This is a genomic window from Roseovarius salincola (assembly GCF_026891095.1).
Classification (GTDB): Bacteria; Pseudomonadota; Alphaproteobacteria; order Rhodobacterales; family Rhodobacteraceae; genus Roseovarius; species Roseovarius salincola.
In genome coordinates, this window is record NZ_JAPTNL010000003.1 from 146,872 (window position 1) to 163,183 (window position 16,312).

Sequence of the window (16,312 nt, forward strand, 5' to 3'; positions counted from 1 at the left end):
TCAAGATTGCAGGCGAATTATGATCAGAACGTGGCCATTATCCGCCAAAGACTCGGCATTCCCGCCGCTTGCCCCGTCATGATGCCGCACCATCGCGGCCATGTGCCTGTTTTGGCTCTGCCTTTATGGTAAGCTTTGCTTACTTCAAGCATAAGAACTTATTCCTTTTCGTTAGGTAAATTCATCATTATAACGTCCTGAGCAGCAGTTCATGAGCGGGAGGCATGTCGCGTGACGACCAAGGCGGAGGTTCTTGAAGTATCGGTCTGGCGTGGGTCAGCCGAAGGCGGCGCGCTCGAAACCTTCGAGGTGCCCGCCCGCGAAAGCCAGACGGTACTGGACGTGGTCAGCTGGATTCAGCAGTTCTCCGATCCGACCCTGACCTATCGCTATGCCTGCCGTGTCGGCATGTGCGGCAGCTGCGCCATGATGGTCAACGGCACCCCGCGCTGGACCTGCCGCACCCATGTCCAGAAGGTCACGCAGGACAACACCCTGCGCATCGAACCTCTGCGCAACCTGCCGGTGATCAAGGACCTCGCCGCCGACATGGACCCGTTCTTCGACAAATGGGTCGAGGCCGAGGCCGTGCATCACCCCACCGGCACCCGCCATGACCCGATCGCGCATGTGGATGCGGGCTCAGGCGCGCGGCAAACGGCGGATGCGGGGATCGAATGCATCAACTGCGCGGTCTGCTATGCGGCCTGCGACACCGTTGCCGGCAATGCCGATTACCTCGGCCCCGCCGCGCTGCAACGCGCATGGACGCTGCTCAATGACACGCGGGATGGCGGCGTCGACGCAATCCTCGATGCGGTCTCGGGCAGTGGTGGCTGCCATAACTGCCACTCCATGGGCAGTTGCACGCAATATTGTCCCAACGAGCTCGATCCGATGTCAGCCATTGCCGGGCTCAAGCGTGAGACCGTGCGGCGCGTTTTCCGGAGGCGGCGCGATGCTTGATTTCAGACTCTACATGGCGCAGCGCCTGACGGCGCTGATCATGGCGCCGCTGGTGCTGGGCCATATCGCGGTGATGATCTATGCCATCCAGGGCGGCCTCACCAGCGCCGAGATCCTCGGGCGCACCCAAGGATCGGTCTTCTGGTTCCTGTTTTACGGGCTGTTCGTGCTGGCGGTCTGCGTCCATGCGGCGATCGGCATCCGCGTGATCGCCCATGAATGGGCGGGTCTCAAGGGCGCGGCGCTGTCGGCTTTGACATGGGCCACGGGCCTCGGACTTCTGGCAATGGGAGCACGCGCCGTCTGGGCCGTGACCGTGCCATGATCCGTCCCGCGCGCACCCATCCGCTCTGGCTGGCCTATCTGCTTCACCGCATTTCGGGGCTGGCGCTGGCGCTGTTCCTGCCGCTGCATTTCTGGGTGCTCTCCAAGGCCCTGACCGCGCCCGATGAACTTGATGCGATGCTGGCCTTCACCGATAATCCGGGGGTTAAACTGGCCGAATTCGGCTTGGTTTTCCTGCTGGCGGTGCATTTCTTCGGCGGCTTGCGGCTTCTGGCGCTGGAATGGCTGCCCTGGTCGCATGGCCAGAAATCCGCTGCCGCCGCCGCATTGGCGCTGGCCTTCTTCGTTTCCGGCACATTCTTTCTGAAGGCGATCTGACCCATGCGCCACGATATCGACCGACATGATACCGACATCCTGATCCTCGGCACCGGGGGGGGCAGGCCTCTTCGCCGCGCTCCATGCCCAGCAATCCGCGCCCGAGGGCACCCGCATCACCATCGCGGTGAAGGGGCTGATCGGCAAATGCGGCTGCACCCGCATGGTGCAGGGCGGCTATAACGTGGCGATGGGCGGCGGCGACACCGTCGAGCGCCATTTCATGGATACCGTCAAGGGCGGCAAATGGCTGCCCGATCAGGACATGGCCTGGCGGCTTTGCGAACAGGCGGTGGTGCGCATCCGCGAACTCGAGAACGAGGTCGGCTGCTTCTTTGACCGCAATTCCGACGGCACCCTGCACCAGAAGGCCTTTGCCGGGCAGACCGCCGATCGCACCGTCCACAAGGGCGACCTGACCGGGATCGAGATCATCAACCGCCTGATGGAACAGGTGCTGGCGCGCCCGGTCGAGAAACTGCAGGAACACCGCGCCATCGGGCTCATCCCGACAGCCGATGGCGGCGCGCTTGCGGGTGTCTTGATGATCGACATGCGCAGCGGGCGTTTCCGCCTCGTGCGCGCCAAAACGGTGCTGATGGCCACCGGCGGCGGCCCGACCATGTACAAGTATCACACCCCCTCGGGCGACAAGACGATGGACGGGCTGGCGATGGCCCTGCGCGTCGGCCTGCCGCTGCGGGATATGGAAATGGTGCAGTTCCATCCCACCGGACTTCTGGCCGGGGATCACACGCGGATGACCGGCACCGTTCTGGAAGAGGGCTTGCGCGGTGCCGGGGGGCATCTTCTGAACGGGGCGGGCAACCGCTTCATGTTCGATTATGACGGCAAGGGCGAACGCGCGACCCGCGACGTGGTCAGCCGCTGCATCTATGAAGAGATGCGCAAGAACAACACCTCCGAAAATGGCGGAGTCTATATCTCGATGGGGCATCTGGGCGCGGATGTCGTGGCCGAGAAGTTCAAGGGCATGGTCAAGCGCTGCGCCGATTGCGGTTTCGATCTTGCCGGCGGGCGCGTCGAGGTGGTGCCCACCGCGCATTACTTCATGGGCGGCGTGGTGGTCGATGTCGACACCCGCACGGCGCTCGAAGGGCTTTACGTGGCGGGCGAGGACGCGGGCGGCGCGCATGGCTCGAACCGCCTTGGCGGCAATGGCGTGGCCAATTCCACCGTCTATGGCGGCATCGCGGGCGACGTGATGGGAAGCGACATCCGCACCATGGGCGCGCTGCGCGACCCCGACGAAGCGGTGCTCGCGGCCGAAATCGACCGCGCCACGCGGCCCTTCTCGAAACCGGCGGGCCTGGTGCAGCCCCTGCGCCAGAAACTGCAAGAGGCCATGTGGGAGGATGTCGGCGTGATGCGCACCGAATCCAAACTGCGCCGCGGCATCGACGAGGTCGACGCGATTCGCGCCGAGTTGATGGAGACCGGGGTGTCTGCCGACAACCTTGCCTTCAACCTCACCTGGCATGACTGGCTGAATTTGGCCTCGCTTTGTGATATATCAGAAGTCATCGCCCGCGCGGCCCTGTGGCGCGAAAACTCGCGCGGCGCTCATTACCGCGAGGATTTCCCGGACGAAGGCGATCTGGAGAATTCCTACTTCACCGTGGCCCGGCGTGACGGCGACAGCGACTCCGAGAACGGCGTCAGCGTCACGCGCGCGCCCGTTCAATTCACCATCGTTCGCCCCGGCGAAACCATCCTGCCCGAGGGCGAACCCGAAACACTGGTAGCAGCCCAATGATACCCATCGACCAGATCCAGACAACGGCCGAAACCCTGATGGACAAGGCCGCCATCGAGATCCCGCAAGATTACCTCGACGGGCTCAAGGCCGCCGCCGAGACCGAGGATGGGGATCTCTCGTCCTTCGTGCTTCAGGCGATGCTGGAAAACTACGACGCCGCCAAGGAAGACCGCCGCGCCATGTGCGGCGATACCGGCGTGCCGCGCTGGTATGTGAAGATGGGCAACGAGGCCCATGTCGAAGGCGGCATGCTGGCGCTGGAAACAGCCCTGCGCCGCGCCACCGCACGCGCCACCAACGGCGTGCCGCTGCGCCCCAACCGGGTGCATCCGCTCTGGCGCACCGATCACAACAACAATGTCGGCATCGGTGCCCCCGAGATCGAATACGGGTTCGAGCCCGAAGGCGACTGGATCGACCTCATCACCGTCCACAAGGGCGGGCTTTTCGGGACCGATTACCGGATGCTGTTCCCCTCGGACGGGATCGAGGGTATCAAGCGGTTCTACCTCGATACGCTCGTGTCCTTCGGCAAGCGCGGCCTGGCCTGCCAGCCTGCGATCATCGGCATCGGGCTCGGGGGCTCCAAGGATACCTGCATGGTTCTGGGCAAGCGCGCCTCGACGCTGCGCACCGTGGGCAGCCGCAACAGCGACCCGAAAATCGCCGAGCTTGAGGACGAGTTCAAGGAACTGGGCAACTCGATCGGCATGGGCGCGATGGGTTTTGTCGGCAAGAACATGGTGATCGACTGCAATATCGAGGTCGGCTACTGCCATACCGGCGGCATGCAGATGAGCGTTCACGCCTTCTGCCTGAGCTCCCGGCGCGCGGTGGCGCGGCTCTTCCCCGACGGGCGCGTCGAATACCGCACCGACCCCGACTGGTTCACCCCCTATCAGCGCCGCGAAACCGTGGAATGGCCGCCCGCCGCCTCCCAGGCCGCGCAATGACCGAAAACGCGCCCGGCACCAATGATATCGACGCGCTGACACGGGCCGGTATCATCCATGACGACACCACAGGAGGGCCACAGAATGAAACCGCGTGAGATCCGTCTCAGCACCACGCCCACCGACGAGGAGATCGCCCAGCTTCGCCTTGGCGATATCGTCTATCTCGACGGGCTGATGTATACCGCCCGCGAGGGCGTCTACATGCGCGCCCTGGAACAGCAGGCAAATATTCCCATGGAACTGCCCGCTGAAAGTGCGGCGAATTTTCACTGCTCGCCCGCCGCGGTGATCCGCGAGGATGGCAGCTTCGACATGGGCGCCGTCACCGCGACCGCCTCTTTCCGCTTCGCCAAATGGCTGCCCGAATGGATCGCCAAGACCGGCGCCAAGCTGATCATCGGCAAGGGCGGCATGTCATCGAAGGACTACAAGGAATATTTCGTGCCCAACGGCGCCGTTTACCTGTCGACCGTCGGCTACGGCACCGGCGCGCTTCTGGGGCGCGGGGTCGAGAATGTCGAGGCCGTCCACTGGAATGAGGAACTGGGCCTCGCGCAGGCCATGTGGGTCATCAAGTGCAACAAGATGGGTCCGTTCATCGTGGCCTCGGACATGGAAGGCAACTGCCTGTTCGAGCGCGAGAATGCGCGCATCGCCGAGAACCTGTCGCGGGTCTATGAAGGCACCAGACCGGCGGTGCTCAAACGCTTTGGCGAAACCGATGACCGCAACGACGAACTGATCGGCTGAACAGCTGGCGCTCAGCTATGTGCGCTTTCCAGTGACAATGTGCGGTAACGCGCGATCTCTTCGGGCAGTGTCTCGATCCCCAGACCGGGCCGCGTCGCGATGGTGAAATCACCGTTTGCGGCGGGACCGCCCGGAAAGAAGGCGTCGCGCAGCGGGTTGTCATTGGCGTCAAGCTCCAGCATCCCCGGCCCGCCCGCCGCCGCCAGCAGATGCGCCGAGGCCGCAAGGCCGACCCCCCCGCCAAGGAAATGCGGGCAATAATTCAGCCCCGCCTCCAGCGCTTCACGCGCCACGCCGAGGCATCCGCTCACGCCGCCCCATTTCGCCACATCCGGCTGCAGCACCGCCACCGCGCGCCCCTGCACGACGCTGGTGAAATCGGAATGCCCCACGATGTTCTCGCCCGCCGCCAGCGGGATCCTCGAGGCCTGCGCCAATGCGAGCCAGTCCTGCGCCGGGGCATCCGCGCCGATGGGTTCTTCCAGCCAGGAAAGGCCCAGATCGCCCGCCGCCTCGGTGAATTCCAGCGCCTCGCTCAGCGTCCAGGCCTGGTTGGCATCCGCCATCAGCCGCTCGCCCGCGCGCAGATCGGCGCAAAGCATGCGCAGATCCGCCAGGTCGCGCGCCGCGTCGAACCCGATCTTGACCTTGAAGGCGCGAATACCTGCCGCCCGTGCCGCCGCGATACTGTCATCAGCCGCAGACACATGCAGCCCGCTGGCATAGACCGGCACCGCCTCTGCCGCGCCACCCGGCGCCAGCATGGCCGCCAGCGGCACGCCCGCGCGCCGGGCAAGCAGATCGTGCGCGGCGGTGTCCAGCCCGGCGATCACCTGCCGGAACGGCCCCCATTCACCGCATTGCAGCGCGCGCACATGGGTTTGCCGCGTCAGTTCGGCCCAAAGCTCACCGGGCGCGCCGACACCGCGCCCCAGCACCAGGTCCGCCATATCCTCGATCAGCAGTCTCGCGCGGTGCTCGGCCCCTGCCGAGGGCCAGTTGGCGAAAATCTCGCCCCAGCCGAACGCACCGTCGCTGTCCTCCAGCCGCACGAACACCGCAGGGCGGTCGCGCATCACCCCGAATGACGTGGCCACCGGCCGCGTTACCGGCGCACGAAACACGTCGACGTTGATCCGTTCGATCATCATAGCAATTCCCTCATCATCAGAATGAACCCCGACAGGAAACACATGCCGATCAGCAGCCGCCGGAACAGATCGTCGGGCAGGCGGCGAAACACCGCGATACCGATCTGCGCGGCAAGCAGCGTCACCGGGATCGTCACGGCCAGGTAAATCAGCGTCTGCGACGTGTAGGCGCCCTGCAACCACAGCATCCCGGCGGTGATCGCCAGCACCGCAACCGTGAACGGCTGCAACACCGCGCGGGTGGCGTCCTTGGTCCAGGGGCGCATCGAACACCACATGGTCGGCAAGGCCCCCGACAACGCCGCCGCCCCGCCCAGGATACCGCCCAGGAACCCGACACCCGAATCGGCCAGCGGCGTGGGCCGCTCAAAGCGCGGCAGCGACCGGCGCAGCCCGAAGAAGCCGCCGTAAAGCAGCAGGAACCCCGCAATGACCAGCTTCAGCGTACCCGCATCAATGACCGACAACGCCATAACGCCCAGCGGAATGCCCAACAGCCCCGGCAGCAGGAACCTCATCAGGCGGCGCGGCTGGTCCCAGATCGCGCCACGCACGACCCAGAGCCCCTGCAACCCGCTCAGCACAGACAGAACGACCACCACGGCCACGGCCTGCGGCGGCGGCATCACGTTGAGAAAGAACCCCAGCGCGAACAGCGCCGTGCCAAAGCCCGCCAGACCGTTGATGAAGCCTCCGGCGGCGCCCCCGGCAAGCACAAGGACGATCTCCTCGGTGGTCATGCCTGCGCGCTCCCGCTTTCGCTTTTCGCCCTCGCGTTGCCCCTGACGCCCGGTTTGAACTCGCCGATCCGCACACCCTCCAGCAATGCCTCCTCCATGCCCTCCATCACCCGGCTGCGCGGGTTGTCGCGCCGATAGATCAACCCCAGATGCCGCGTTGGGGCGCCCTCTCCCAGCGACAGCCGCCTGAGGGGCAGCGGGTTGCAGGTCCGCACGCAGCTTTCCGGCACGATCGACACGCCCAGATTGGCAAGCACCATGCTGGAAATCGCTTCCAACCCTTCCAATTCCATGGATTCATGCACCCGGATTCGTTCCTTTTGCAGCCAGGACTCGATCTGGTGTCCGACCACAGCGTCGCGGTTGAAACGGATGAAGGGGCGCGTCGACAACAGCGCGCGCGCATCGTCGCTCTCGGTGTCTTCGGACACCAGCAGGCGCAACGGCTCCTCGGCGATCTCGCGATATTGCAGATCGGGCGACACCACCATCGGGCGCGACACCAGCGCCGCGTCGATCGCGCCGCGCTCGACCTGCGCGACCAGATGCGCCGTCAGGCCCGGGAACAGCCGCACATGCAGCTTGGGATATCCCGCCTTGAGCAGCGAAATCGCCAAAGGAGCCAGTCCGATCAGCGTGGTTGGCACCGCTCCCAGCATGACCTCGCCCTCAAGGCTTTCGCCGCTGATGACCGAGGGCACGATATTATCATAGGCGCGCACCACCTCGCGGGCGCGCGCCACGATGGCGCGCCCGGTCGGGGTCAGTTCCGGGGTGCGCTTCGAGCGGTCGAACAGCGTGACCTGCCAATCGTCTTCCAGCGCGCGCATCTGCTGGCTCACAGCCGCATGAGTGACATGCACCGCATCCGCCGCGGCGCTGAAGGTCTTGTTCTCGTCGACCGCGATCAGAGTGCGAAGCATTCGAATTGACATGGATGCGCGCGCCCTTGTCGTTTACCATCATGAAGTGTTAGCTATGCTAACGTTTCTTGTAATATATTATTTCTTCTATTAAGCTCACCTTAAAGATATACGAAGTCAAGGACTATGGAAATTCATGTTACCATATGTTCAGGTCATAGGAATCCAGGGAGGAGCAACATGACACTCAAGACCATTTTCACGATGGGCGCATTCGCGGCCGGGCTCACGGCCACCGCGGCTTTGGCGGAATATCCCGAACGCCCCATCAACATGATCATCCCCTACGGCGCGGGCGGTGCGACGGACATTTCCGCGCGCACAATCGCCGAGCCGCTGGGCACGGCGGTCGGCAAGCCGCTGGTGATGGCGAATGTCACCGGCGCGGGCGGCGCGACCGGCTCGGTCGCGGTGCAAAACGCCAACCCCGACGGCTACACGATGCTGTTTGCCCGCGTCGGCTCGCACTCGGTGGGCCCCGCGATGAAAGCCACGCTGCCCTACACGCTTGACGATTTCCGCTTCGTCACCGTCTACGAGATCAACCCGGTCGCCTGCGCCGTGAACCCCTCCTCGGGCATCGAATCGATGGAGGATCTGATCGAAAAGGTCAAAGAGGGCGGCGTCAGCTACAGTTCCTCCGGTGTCGGCTCGCTGCTGCACCTGGCCGGGGCGATGGTGCTGCGCGATTTCGGCATCGAGGATCCGCTCGAGGCGGCAGCGCATATCCCGCTCAAGGGCGGCGGCGCTGCGGCGACGGCTGTCCTGAATGGCACCGCGACCTTCATCTGCACCAACTCATCGGCGCTCGCCAGCTTCGTGGCGAACGAACAGCTCACCCCGATTCTCGTCACCACCGCCGAACCGGTCCCCGGTTTCGACGCGCCCACATCGGCCGATGTCGGCAAACCCCAGCTCGAACAGCTTGTTGGCTGGACAGGCATCGCCGGCCCGGCAGACCTGCCCGATGACGTGGCAGAAAAATGGGGCGCGTGGATGGAGACAGCCACCAAGGACGAGGAGTTCCTCGAAAAGATGACCTCGCGCGGCTCGGTGATCGAACTGATGAGTCCCGAAGAGGCCGACGACTTCATCGAAACCCAGTACAACACCTTCCGCAAGCTGGTGGATGAACTGGGGATGCGCGTCGAGGGTTGACGCCCCGACACGACCAAAGCCAAGTTTACGCCGGGCCGTCAGCGGTCCGGCGTCATCTCGCCAGGGAGGAGCGGCGTGACCAACAGGAGCGTTCAACTGCAATTGGGAATCGGGGCCTGCATCGCGTCCCTGTTCCTGATTTTCGTGGCTATACCGGGCTGGGTGGCATCGCCCACCAACGTGCGCAACATCATCTTGTCGCCACTGTTCTGGCCCTATGTGCTGGCCGGGTTGACCGGGCTCGCGGGACTTGGCCTGCTGGCCGTCGGATGGTTCAGCGATGAAGACGGCGTCCCGCTGAACGATGTCACCGAGAACCCCCGTGCGGCATGGCTGCGTCTTGTGGGGCTGGCGGCCATCATGATCGTGATCATGCTTCTTCTGCCCCGGGTCGGCATGGTCTGGACCAGCATGCTGGCCTTCGTCGCCACCGCCTTCACGGTGCGCACCCGCCATCCCGTTGCTGCCGTGATCTGCGCCATCGTGATCCCGCTCGTCCTTTATGCCTTTTTCGCCCATGTCGCCGGCGTGGCGATCCCGCAGGGCAATTTCGTGAGACTGCCATGAGCTTTTTCGACAGCCTTCTTGCCGGCCTGACACTTGTGGGCAATATCGAAGCCTTCCTGGCGCTTGGCGTCGGGGTGGCGATCGGCGTGGTCGGCGGCGCCATCCCGGGCATGTCCGCCACCATGGCCGTGGCGCTGACCCTGCCCTTCACCTTCGCCATGCAGCCGATCACCGGCATCCTTCTGTTGCTGGGGGTCTACAAGGGCGGCATCTTCGGCGGCTCCATCCCCGCGATCCTGATCAAGACACCGGGCACCCCGGCCTCTTCGGCGACGATCCTCGACGGCTATCCGATGGCCGAACGGGGCGAGGCGGGGCGCGCGCTGGGCATGGCGCTCTGGGCGTCCTGCACGGCCGATCTCATCTCGAATCTGGCGCTGATCGTGTTCGCGGGCTGGCTCGCGTCCTTCGCGCTCAATTTCGGCCCGCCCGAATTCTTCACCCTGATCCTGTTCTCACTGACCATCATCGCGGGCGTCTCAGGCGACAGCCTGCTGCGCGGCGCGCTTTCGGCGGTGCTGGGCCTTATGCTTGCAACGGTCGGCCTCGATCTGGTCTATGGCACCAACCGCTTCACCTTCGGCAGCCCGGACATGATGGGCGGACTCAATTTCATCGCCGTCCTGATCGGCCTTTTCGCCATCCCCGAGATCCTGGCGATGGCCTGGAACCCGACCGCCCATCTGGGCAAAACCCGCTCGCTTGGCAACAAATGGGTCACGTTCGCCGATTACCGCAAAAGCTTCCGCTCGATCGTGCGCGGCAGCATGATCGGCGTGTTTCTCGGCTCGATCCCCGGCATCGGCGCGGCGCCCGCAGCCTTCCTCAGCTATTCCGAGGCGCGGCGCAAATCGAAGAACAAGGCCAATTTCGGCAAGGGCGAGATCGAAGGCGTCGCCGCCTCGGAAGCCGGCAATAACGGCGTCGCCGGGGCCACGCTGATCCCGCTGCTGGCGCTCGGTGTGCCGGGCGATGTGATCACCGCCATCATCATCGGCGCCTTCATGATCCACGGGCTGCAACCGGGGCCGATGATGTTCGTCCTCAATGTGGATATCATTTACGGGCTGTTCATCGGCCTGATCGTCAGCTCGTTCTTCCTGTTCTTCATCGGCACCGCCGCGATCCGGGGTTTCAAATACGTCGCCGACATTCCCAAGCGGCTGCTGATCCCCTCGGTCCTGGTGCTGTGCATCTATGGCGTCTTCGCCGTGAACAACAACATCTTCGACGTGGGTGTCATGTTCGCCATGGGCTGGGTCGGCTTTTTCATGATGCGCTATCACATCCCCGCCGCGCCCTTCCTGATCGCCTTCATCCTCGGCCCGCTGCTCGAGGACAATTTCCGCCAATCCATGCTGATGTCCGGCAATGACTGGATGGTGCTGTTCCGCGGCCCGATCACATGGTTCTTCTGGACCGTGACCATCATCACCGTCGCGGCGATCATCCGTGCGGGCTACCGCGCGGCCAGGAGCATCGGCGCAAACCGCTTGAAAGGCTGACATGACACAGACACGCGGCGCAGACATCCTCGTCCGGGCACTGGCCGAGGCCGGAACCGACACGATCTTCGCACTTTCGGGCAATCAGATCATGCCGGTCTTCGATGCCTGCATCGACGCCGGGCTGCGGATCGTCCATACCCGCCACGAGGCCGCCGCCGTCTTCATGGCCGAAGCTCATGCCCAGCTGACCGGCCAGATCGGCGTGGCGCTGGTCACTGCCGGTGGCGGGCTGGCCAATACCGGCGGCGCGCTGTTCTCGGCGTCGGAATCCGAAACCCCGGTGCTGCTTCTTTCGGGCGACAGCCCGGTGGCGCAGGACCGGCGCGGCGCCTTCCAGGAGATGGACCAGCTGGGCGTGACATCGGCGCTCACCCGCCTGTCCCTTCGCGCGACGCGCGGCGATGCGCTGGCCGACAACCTGGCGCGCGCGCTCGATGCCGCCACTGCCGGGCGGCCCGGCCCTGTCCACATGGCGCTGCCCTTCGACGTGCTGAACGATCCGGTTCCAGGCGACGGCACCGCCACCGCCGCGCGCCTCCCGGAGGCGGCCGCCGCCCCGGACGATATCGCCAAGGTCGCCGCCGCCCTCGCCAAGGCCAAGCGCCCGCTTGTCATCCTCGGCCCCGCGCTCAACGCCACCCGTGCCCCCGGCCTCGCGGCGCGCCTGCGCGCGCGGACCGGCGCGCCGGTCGTCGCCATGGAAAGCCCGCGCGGCCTCAAGGACCCCGCTTTGGGGCATATCAGTGAACTGGTGCCTGACAGCGACCTGATCGTCACCCTCGGCAAGCGGATCGACTTCACCCTCGGCTTCGGCGCGGGCGAGATGGGGTGGATCTGCGTGCAGAGCGATCCCGACGAGATCGCCCGTGCCGGTCGCAACCTCGAAGAGCGGCTGCACCTCGCGGTGGAGACCTGCCCGCGCGCCTTTGCCGAGGCGCTTGCCGCCCATGACAACGCCTCGCCTGCGCGCGCCCAATGGTGCCGCAGCGTCGATGACCTCATCGAAGAGCGCCTCTCCGGCCCGCCCGAGGACGGTGACGGGTACATCACATCCGCCGGCCTGTGCATGGCAGTGCAGGCCGCGCTTGCGGCCCGCTCGCCCGCCGAAACGGTGGCGATCTGCGATGGCGGCGAGTTCGGCCAATGGGCGCAAGCCATCCTGCGCCCCGACGCGCGCGTCATCAACGGCCCCTCGGGCGCCATCGGCGGTGGCCTGCCCTATGCGCTGGGCGCCCGCGCCGCACGGCCCCAGGCCACGATCGTCGCCATGATGGGTGACGGCACCGTGGGCTTTCACCTGCCGGAATTCGAAACCGCCATGCGTGAATCCCTGCCCTTCGTGGTGGTGATCGGCAATGACCGGCGCTGGAACGCCGAACATCAGATCCAGCTACGCAATTACGGCGCCGAGCGGCTGATCGGCTGTGATCTGAGCGGCGCGCGCTACGATCTGGCCGCCGCCGGGCTGGGCGCGCATGGAGAATACGTCACCCTGCCCGAGGATCTGGCCCCGGCGCTTGAACGCGCCTTCGCCTCGGGCAAACCCGCCTGCGTCAATGTCGAGATCACCGGCCTGCCCGCGCCATCCGGTCATTAGTTTTCTGCACCTGACGTCAGGTTCCAACATGAGGGATGGGCGAGGGGCAGCTTTGCGTATGCGAGGGAAATTCACCCCCCGGCCCGAATAGCACCGAAGGTGCCGGGCTATCGCCAGACCGCCCCTCCGGGCTGGCGATAGCCCGCGGCATGCTGAACGACCGCGAAGGGCTGATTGTGTTGAAAACCTCGGTAACCTGAAATTCGCCTCAAAATCTTGGAACAGCGCTCCCTCATTTCACCTTTCGGTAAACTGTGTTTGCCCGACGCAGCTTTTACGGAAGGATGTTCTGCAGATTTGCTTCGTCTTCGCAGCACACCGACTTTTTCAATACAATCGGCTCGAAGCTACTGTTGGGTATCTTGCGTGAGGTGCAGAACACTGGATCACGCGCCGCTCAGGCGAAGATCTGCGCGGCGTGTTCCTCCAGGTAGATGCGCAGCCAGGGCGTGAAGCGCCCCGGCTCGTCACGGGTCCGCGCCGCCAATCCGGCAAGGTCCACCCACTCGGTTTCCATGACCTCGTCAGGGTTCGGCGCAAGCGCGACGCGCTCGGGCACACGCGCCACGAAGATATCGACCAGCTCATGTTCGATCATCCCGCTGCCCACATCGGCGCGGTATTCCACCTGCGCGCGGTGATCCAGCTCCAGCCCTGTGATGCCCAGTTCCTCGTCCAGGCGGCGCATCGCGCAAACCTGCGCCGCCTCGCCCCAATGGGGATGCGTGCAGCAGGTATTCGCCCATAGACCCGGCGTATGATACTTGCCCAGCGCGCGGCGCTGGATCAACAGGTCGGACCCATGCAGGACAAAGACCGATACCGCCTTGTGGCGCAGCCCCCGGCGATGGGTCTCGAGCTTGCCCACCGGCATCAGCGCGCCGTCGACCCAGGCCGGGATCGCGTCGCATTCCTGCGGTTCGGGTGGGGCTGTGGTATTCGCGCTCATCACGTTCTCTCGGCTTTGGTCGCGCGCTTATAGCGGGCCATGCGCGCCGGGGCCAGCACCCGCCACGGGCTGGACGCGCGCCACGCTGCATCGTAAGTTCAGCATGACGCATTGTTTACCTCATAGAATCAAGGACTGCTGAATTTGGCCATCAAACTCGAAATGCTGCGCTGTTTTCGCACCGTCGCCGAACAGGGCAGCCTTGCCGACGCGGCCGAGGTGCTGGGCCGCACCCCGTCGGCCGTGTCGATGATGCTGCGCCAGTTCGAGGACCATATCGGCGCGCCGCTCTTTGAAAGCGCGCGCAAGTCGCGCCTCACGCCACTGGGCGAGCTGATCTTTTCCGAGGCCCGCCGCGAACTGGCCCATTTCGACCGCACCATCGCCGCCATCGAGGGCATCTCTCGCGCCGAGGCAGGGCATGTCCGGCTGGCGGTCACGCCGTCAGTCGGGCAGGTCATCATGCCCCCCATCCTGCGCGCCTACATGGCCGCCCATCCCGGCGTGCATATCGACATGCGCGATGCCGACTCCGCCTCGGTGCAGGACGAACTGAGCGCCGGGCGCGCCGATATCGGGCTTGCCACGCTGGGGCCACTGCCCGGATTCGAACGCAGCCTGATCTTTACCGACCGTTTCGGCGTGGTCTGCCCCGCCGGTCACCCACTGGTCGCGAACTGGGCGCACCTCACCTGGGCCGACATGGACGGGGCCGATTTCATCACCAACGGACTCTGCCAGCATATCACCGACGAAAGCGTCGCCCCGATTCTCGAGGCCGCGCGCCTGCATGTGGCCAATACCGCCTCGCTTCTCAGCATGGTGCGCGCGGGGGCCGGGGTGACGCTCCTGCCCGAACTCGCCTTGCAGCAAAGCGAAGGCGGGCTTGTCTTTCTGCCCCTCCTCGACAGCAGCGCGCGGCGCGAGGTCTGGATGCTGACGCCGCCTGACGATCTCATGACCCCCGCCGTCAAGGCGCTGGCCCGCGCCATAAAGGGCGCAGATCTGCCTGGCCCCTCCGCACTGCCCCTGCCTTGAATTCAGGTAGACTGAATTTACTTTCAATTCTTTGCGTTTGCCTGAAATCCCATGACGTGCCCTTCTGTCGCGCATCAAGATGAATGCACGACTCAGGACAAGGGCGGACCATGACCGAGACGAAACTCAATCACATCGCGGGCGAATGGATCGCCGGCGGCAGCGAGATCGAAAACCGCAACCCCTCGGATCTGGGCGACTTTGTCGGCCGTTTCACGCAGGCCACGCCCGAGCAGCTCGACACTGCGCTCGACGCCGCCAGCGCCGCACAGGCCGAATGGGCCGCCTGCGGGCTCGAGCGCAAACAGGCGGTGCTGATGGCGATCGGCACCGAGATGATGGCCCGCGCCGAGGAACTGGGCACGCTTCTGAGCCGCGAAGAGGGCAAACCCCTTGCCGAAGGCAAGGGCGAGGTTTACCGCGCCGGACAGTTCTTCACCTATTACGCCCATGAAGTCCTGCGCCAGCTGGGCGAAAACGCCGACAGCGTGCGCCCCGGCATCGAAGTGGACATCCGACGCGACCCCGTCGGCACCGTCGCCGTGATCAGCCCATGGAACTTTCCCACCGCCACCGCCAGCTGGAAAATCGCCCCCGCGCTGGCCTTCGGCAACGCGGTGATCTGGAAACCCGCCAACCTCACGCCCGCATCGGCCCATGCCCTGACCGAGATCATCACCCGTCAGGACATCCCCAGGGGTCTCTTTCAACTGGTCATGGGCGCCGGGCGCGACGTAGGGCAGCGCCTCGTGGAAAGCCCCAAGGTCGATGCGATCTCCTTCACCGGCTCGGTGCCCGTGGGCAAGGGCATCGCCGCCGCCGCGATCCGGAACCTGACCCGCGTGCAGATGGAGATGGGCTCCAAGAACGCGCTGGCGGTGATGGATGACGCCGATCTCGATCTTGCCGTGACGCTGGCGCTTGGCGGCGCCTTCGGGGGCAGCGGGCAGAAATGCACCGCCTCCTCGCGCCTGATCGTGCATGACGCCATCCACGACGCCTTCGTCGACAAGCTGGTGGCGGGCGCAGAGGCGATGAAGGTCGGCCACGCGCTCGCCGAAGGCACCCAGATGGGTCCGGTGGTCAGCGAACAGCAACTGGCCGAGAACCTCGCCTATGTCGAGCTGGGCAAATCCGAAGGCGCCGAACTGGCCTGCGGCGGCGCGCGCCTCACGCTGGAGACCGAGGGCTATTTCATGTCGCCGGGCGTGTTCCTCAACACCACCAACCAGATGCGCATCAACCGCGAGGAAATGTTCGCGCCCCTCGCCTGCGTGATCAGGGTCGGCTCCTATGACGAAGCCCTCGCCACGGTCAACGACACCGATTTCGGGCTGGTCTCGGGCATCGTCACCCGCAACCTGGCCCGCGCCACCGATTTCCGTCGCAAGGCGCAGACCGGCGTCGTCACCGTCAACCTGCCCACCGCGGGCACCGATTACCACGTCCCATTCGGCGGGCGCGGCCTCAGCTCCTATGGCCCGCGCGAACAAGGCACCTATGCGCGCGAATTCTACACCAGCGTCAAGACATCCTACATCGCCGCCGGAACCCCGGAGTAAATCG

15 protein-coding genes and 1 pseudogene are annotated in these 16,312 nt (G+C 65.1%); 12 read left to right on the forward strand and 4 right to left on the reverse strand.

Going from position 1 to position 16,312, the window contains the following annotated elements; all coding sequences use genetic code 11:
• Positions 1–231: 231 nt before the first annotated feature.
• The 6 genes and pseudogenes from N5A93_RS05635 (at position 232) to N5A93_RS05660 (ending at position 5,115) form a co-directional block, all read left to right on the forward strand.
• Positions 232–966, forward strand: coding sequence for a succinate dehydrogenase/fumarate reductase iron-sulfur subunit (locus tag N5A93_RS05635; RefSeq protein ID WP_268954100.1), 735 nt, complete (start codon positions 232–234; stop codon positions 964–966).
• The gene (locus N5A93_RS05640) at positions 959–1,291 is read left to right on the forward strand and encodes a succinate dehydrogenase (RefSeq protein ID WP_268954101.1); all 333 of its coding nucleotides are present in this window, start codon (positions 959–961) and stop codon (positions 1,289–1,291) included. The genes N5A93_RS05635 and N5A93_RS05640 overlap by 8 nt, the downstream gene beginning before the upstream one ends.
• On the forward strand, positions 1,288–1,629 hold the full coding sequence (sdhC, locus tag N5A93_RS05645; protein WP_268954102.1) for a succinate dehydrogenase, cytochrome b556 subunit: 342 nt from the start codon (positions 1,288–1,290) through the stop codon (positions 1,627–1,629). The genes N5A93_RS05640 and sdhC overlap by 4 nt, the downstream gene beginning before the upstream one ends.
• A 3-nt stretch (positions 1,630–1,632) precedes the next feature.
• A pseudogene (locus N5A93_RS05650) lies at positions 1,633–3,406 on the forward strand (L-aspartate oxidase).
• Complete coding sequence (locus N5A93_RS05655; protein WP_268954103.1) at positions 3,403–4,362, forward strand: fumarate hydratase; 960 nt, start codon at positions 3,403–3,405, stop codon at positions 4,360–4,362. Before N5A93_RS05650 ends, N5A93_RS05655 begins: the two are co-directional and overlap by 4 nt.
• An 84-nt stretch (positions 4,363–4,446) precedes the next feature.
• Positions 4,447–5,115, forward strand: coding sequence for a fumarate hydratase C-terminal domain-containing protein (locus N5A93_RS05660; protein WP_268954104.1), 669 nt, complete (start codon positions 4,447–4,449; stop codon positions 5,113–5,115).
• A gap of 11 nt (positions 5,116–5,126) precedes the next feature.
• Here the strand turns inward: N5A93_RS05660 and N5A93_RS05665 are convergent, their stop codons facing one another.
• From N5A93_RS05665 to N5A93_RS05675, 3 genes are read right to left on the reverse strand one after another with little or no spacing between them, the layout of a single operon-like run.
• Positions 5,127–6,263: a mandelate racemase/muconate lactonizing enzyme family protein gene (locus N5A93_RS05665; protein ID WP_268954105.1), complete on the reverse strand. Its 1,137-nt coding sequence runs from the start codon at positions 6,261–6,263 to the stop codon at positions 5,127–5,129.
• On the reverse strand, positions 6,263–7,006 hold the full coding sequence (locus tag N5A93_RS05670) for a sulfite exporter TauE/SafE family protein (protein ID WP_268954106.1): 744 nt from the start codon (positions 7,004–7,006) through the stop codon (positions 6,263–6,265). Before N5A93_RS05670 ends, N5A93_RS05665 begins: the two co-directional genes overlap by 1 nt.
• Complete coding sequence (locus tag N5A93_RS05675) at positions 7,003–7,941, reverse strand: LysR family transcriptional regulator (protein WP_268954107.1); 939 nt, start codon at positions 7,939–7,941, stop codon at positions 7,003–7,005. Before N5A93_RS05675 ends, N5A93_RS05670 begins: the two co-directional genes overlap by 4 nt.
• Before the next feature lie 168 nt (positions 7,942–8,109).
• Here N5A93_RS05675 and N5A93_RS05680 point away from each other — a divergent pair, with 168 nt between their 5' ends.
• The 4 genes from N5A93_RS05680 to N5A93_RS05695 all read left to right on the forward strand — a co-directional run bounded on the left by N5A93_RS05680 (position 8,110) and on the right by N5A93_RS05695 (position 12,759).
• On the forward strand, positions 8,110–9,087 hold the full coding sequence (locus N5A93_RS05680; RefSeq protein WP_268954108.1) for a Bug family tripartite tricarboxylate transporter substrate binding protein: 978 nt from the start codon (positions 8,110–8,112) through the stop codon (positions 9,085–9,087).
• Positions 9,088–9,162: 75 nt separating this feature from the next.
• A complete protein-coding gene (locus N5A93_RS05685) occupies positions 9,163–9,654 on the forward strand; it encodes a tripartite tricarboxylate transporter TctB family protein (RefSeq protein WP_268954109.1) in 492 nt (163 codons plus the stop codon).
• Positions 9,651–11,159 (forward strand): tripartite tricarboxylate transporter permease, encoded by a 1,509-nt coding sequence (locus N5A93_RS05690; RefSeq protein ID WP_268954110.1) that lies wholly within the window; start codon positions 9,651–9,653, stop codon positions 11,157–11,159. The genes N5A93_RS05685 and N5A93_RS05690 overlap by 4 nt, the downstream gene beginning before the upstream one ends.
• Before the next feature lies 1 nt (position 11,160).
• Positions 11,161–12,759 (forward strand): thiamine pyrophosphate-binding protein, encoded by a 1,599-nt coding sequence (locus N5A93_RS05695; protein ID WP_268954111.1) that lies wholly within the window; start codon positions 11,161–11,163, stop codon positions 12,757–12,759.
• A 397-nt stretch (positions 12,760–13,156) separates the two neighbouring features.
• Here N5A93_RS05695 and idi read toward each other — a convergent pair whose 3' ends face one another.
• Positions 13,157–13,708 (reverse strand): isopentenyl-diphosphate Delta-isomerase, encoded by a 552-nt coding sequence (idi, locus tag N5A93_RS05700; protein WP_268954112.1) that lies wholly within the window; start codon positions 13,706–13,708, stop codon positions 13,157–13,159.
• Positions 13,709–13,852: 144 nt separating this feature from the next.
• On the opposite strand from idi, the gene N5A93_RS05705 reads away from it, so the two are divergent.
• Together N5A93_RS05705 and N5A93_RS05710 are read left to right on the forward strand one after the other, a co-directional pair.
• On the forward strand, positions 13,853–14,746 hold the full coding sequence (locus N5A93_RS05705; protein WP_268954113.1) for a LysR family transcriptional regulator: 894 nt from the start codon (positions 13,853–13,855) through the stop codon (positions 14,744–14,746).
• 110 nt (positions 14,747–14,856) lie between these two features.
• Positions 14,857–16,308: an aldehyde dehydrogenase family protein gene (locus tag N5A93_RS05710; protein WP_268954114.1), complete on the forward strand. Its 1,452-nt coding sequence runs from the start codon at positions 14,857–14,859 to the stop codon at positions 16,306–16,308.
• The last annotated feature ends 4 nt before the right edge of the window (positions 16,309–16,312 follow it).

Coding starts and splice junctions, on each gene's coding strand:
- N5A93_RS05640 (WP_268954101.1), top strand. CDS start 959: ATGCTTGATTTCAGACTCTACATGGCGCAGCGCCTGACGGCGCTGATC.
- sdhC (WP_268954102.1), top strand. CDS start 1,288: ATGATCCGTCCCGCGCGCACCCATCCGCTCTGGCTGGCCTATCTGCTT.
- N5A93_RS05655 (WP_268954103.1), top strand. CDS start 3,403: ATGATACCCATCGACCAGATCCAGACAACGGCCGAAACCCTGATGGAC.
- N5A93_RS05660 (WP_268954104.1), top strand. CDS start 4,447: ATGAAACCGCGTGAGATCCGTCTCAGCACCACGCCCACCGACGAGGAG.
- N5A93_RS05665 (WP_268954105.1), bottom strand. CDS start 6,263: ATGATCGAACGGATCAACGTCGACGTGTTTCGTGCGCCGGTAACGCGG.
- N5A93_RS05670 (WP_268954106.1), bottom strand. CDS start 7,006: ATGACCACCGAGGAGATCGTCCTTGTGCTTGCCGGGGGCGCCGCCGGA.
- N5A93_RS05675 (WP_268954107.1), bottom strand. CDS start 7,941: ATGTCAATTCGAATGCTTCGCACTCTGATCGCGGTCGACGAGAACAAG.
- N5A93_RS05680 (WP_268954108.1), top strand. CDS start 8,110: ATGACACTCAAGACCATTTTCACGATGGGCGCATTCGCGGCCGGGCTC.
- N5A93_RS05690 (WP_268954110.1), top strand. CDS start 9,651: ATGAGCTTTTTCGACAGCCTTCTTGCCGGCCTGACACTTGTGGGCAAT.
- N5A93_RS05695 (WP_268954111.1), top strand. CDS start 11,161: ATGACACAGACACGCGGCGCAGACATCCTCGTCCGGGCACTGGCCGAG.
- idi (WP_268954112.1), bottom strand. CDS start 13,708: ATGAGCGCGAATACCACAGCCCCACCCGAACCGCAGGAATGCGACGCG.
- N5A93_RS05710 (WP_268954114.1), top strand. CDS start 14,857: ATGACCGAGACGAAACTCAATCACATCGCGGGCGAATGGATCGCCGGC.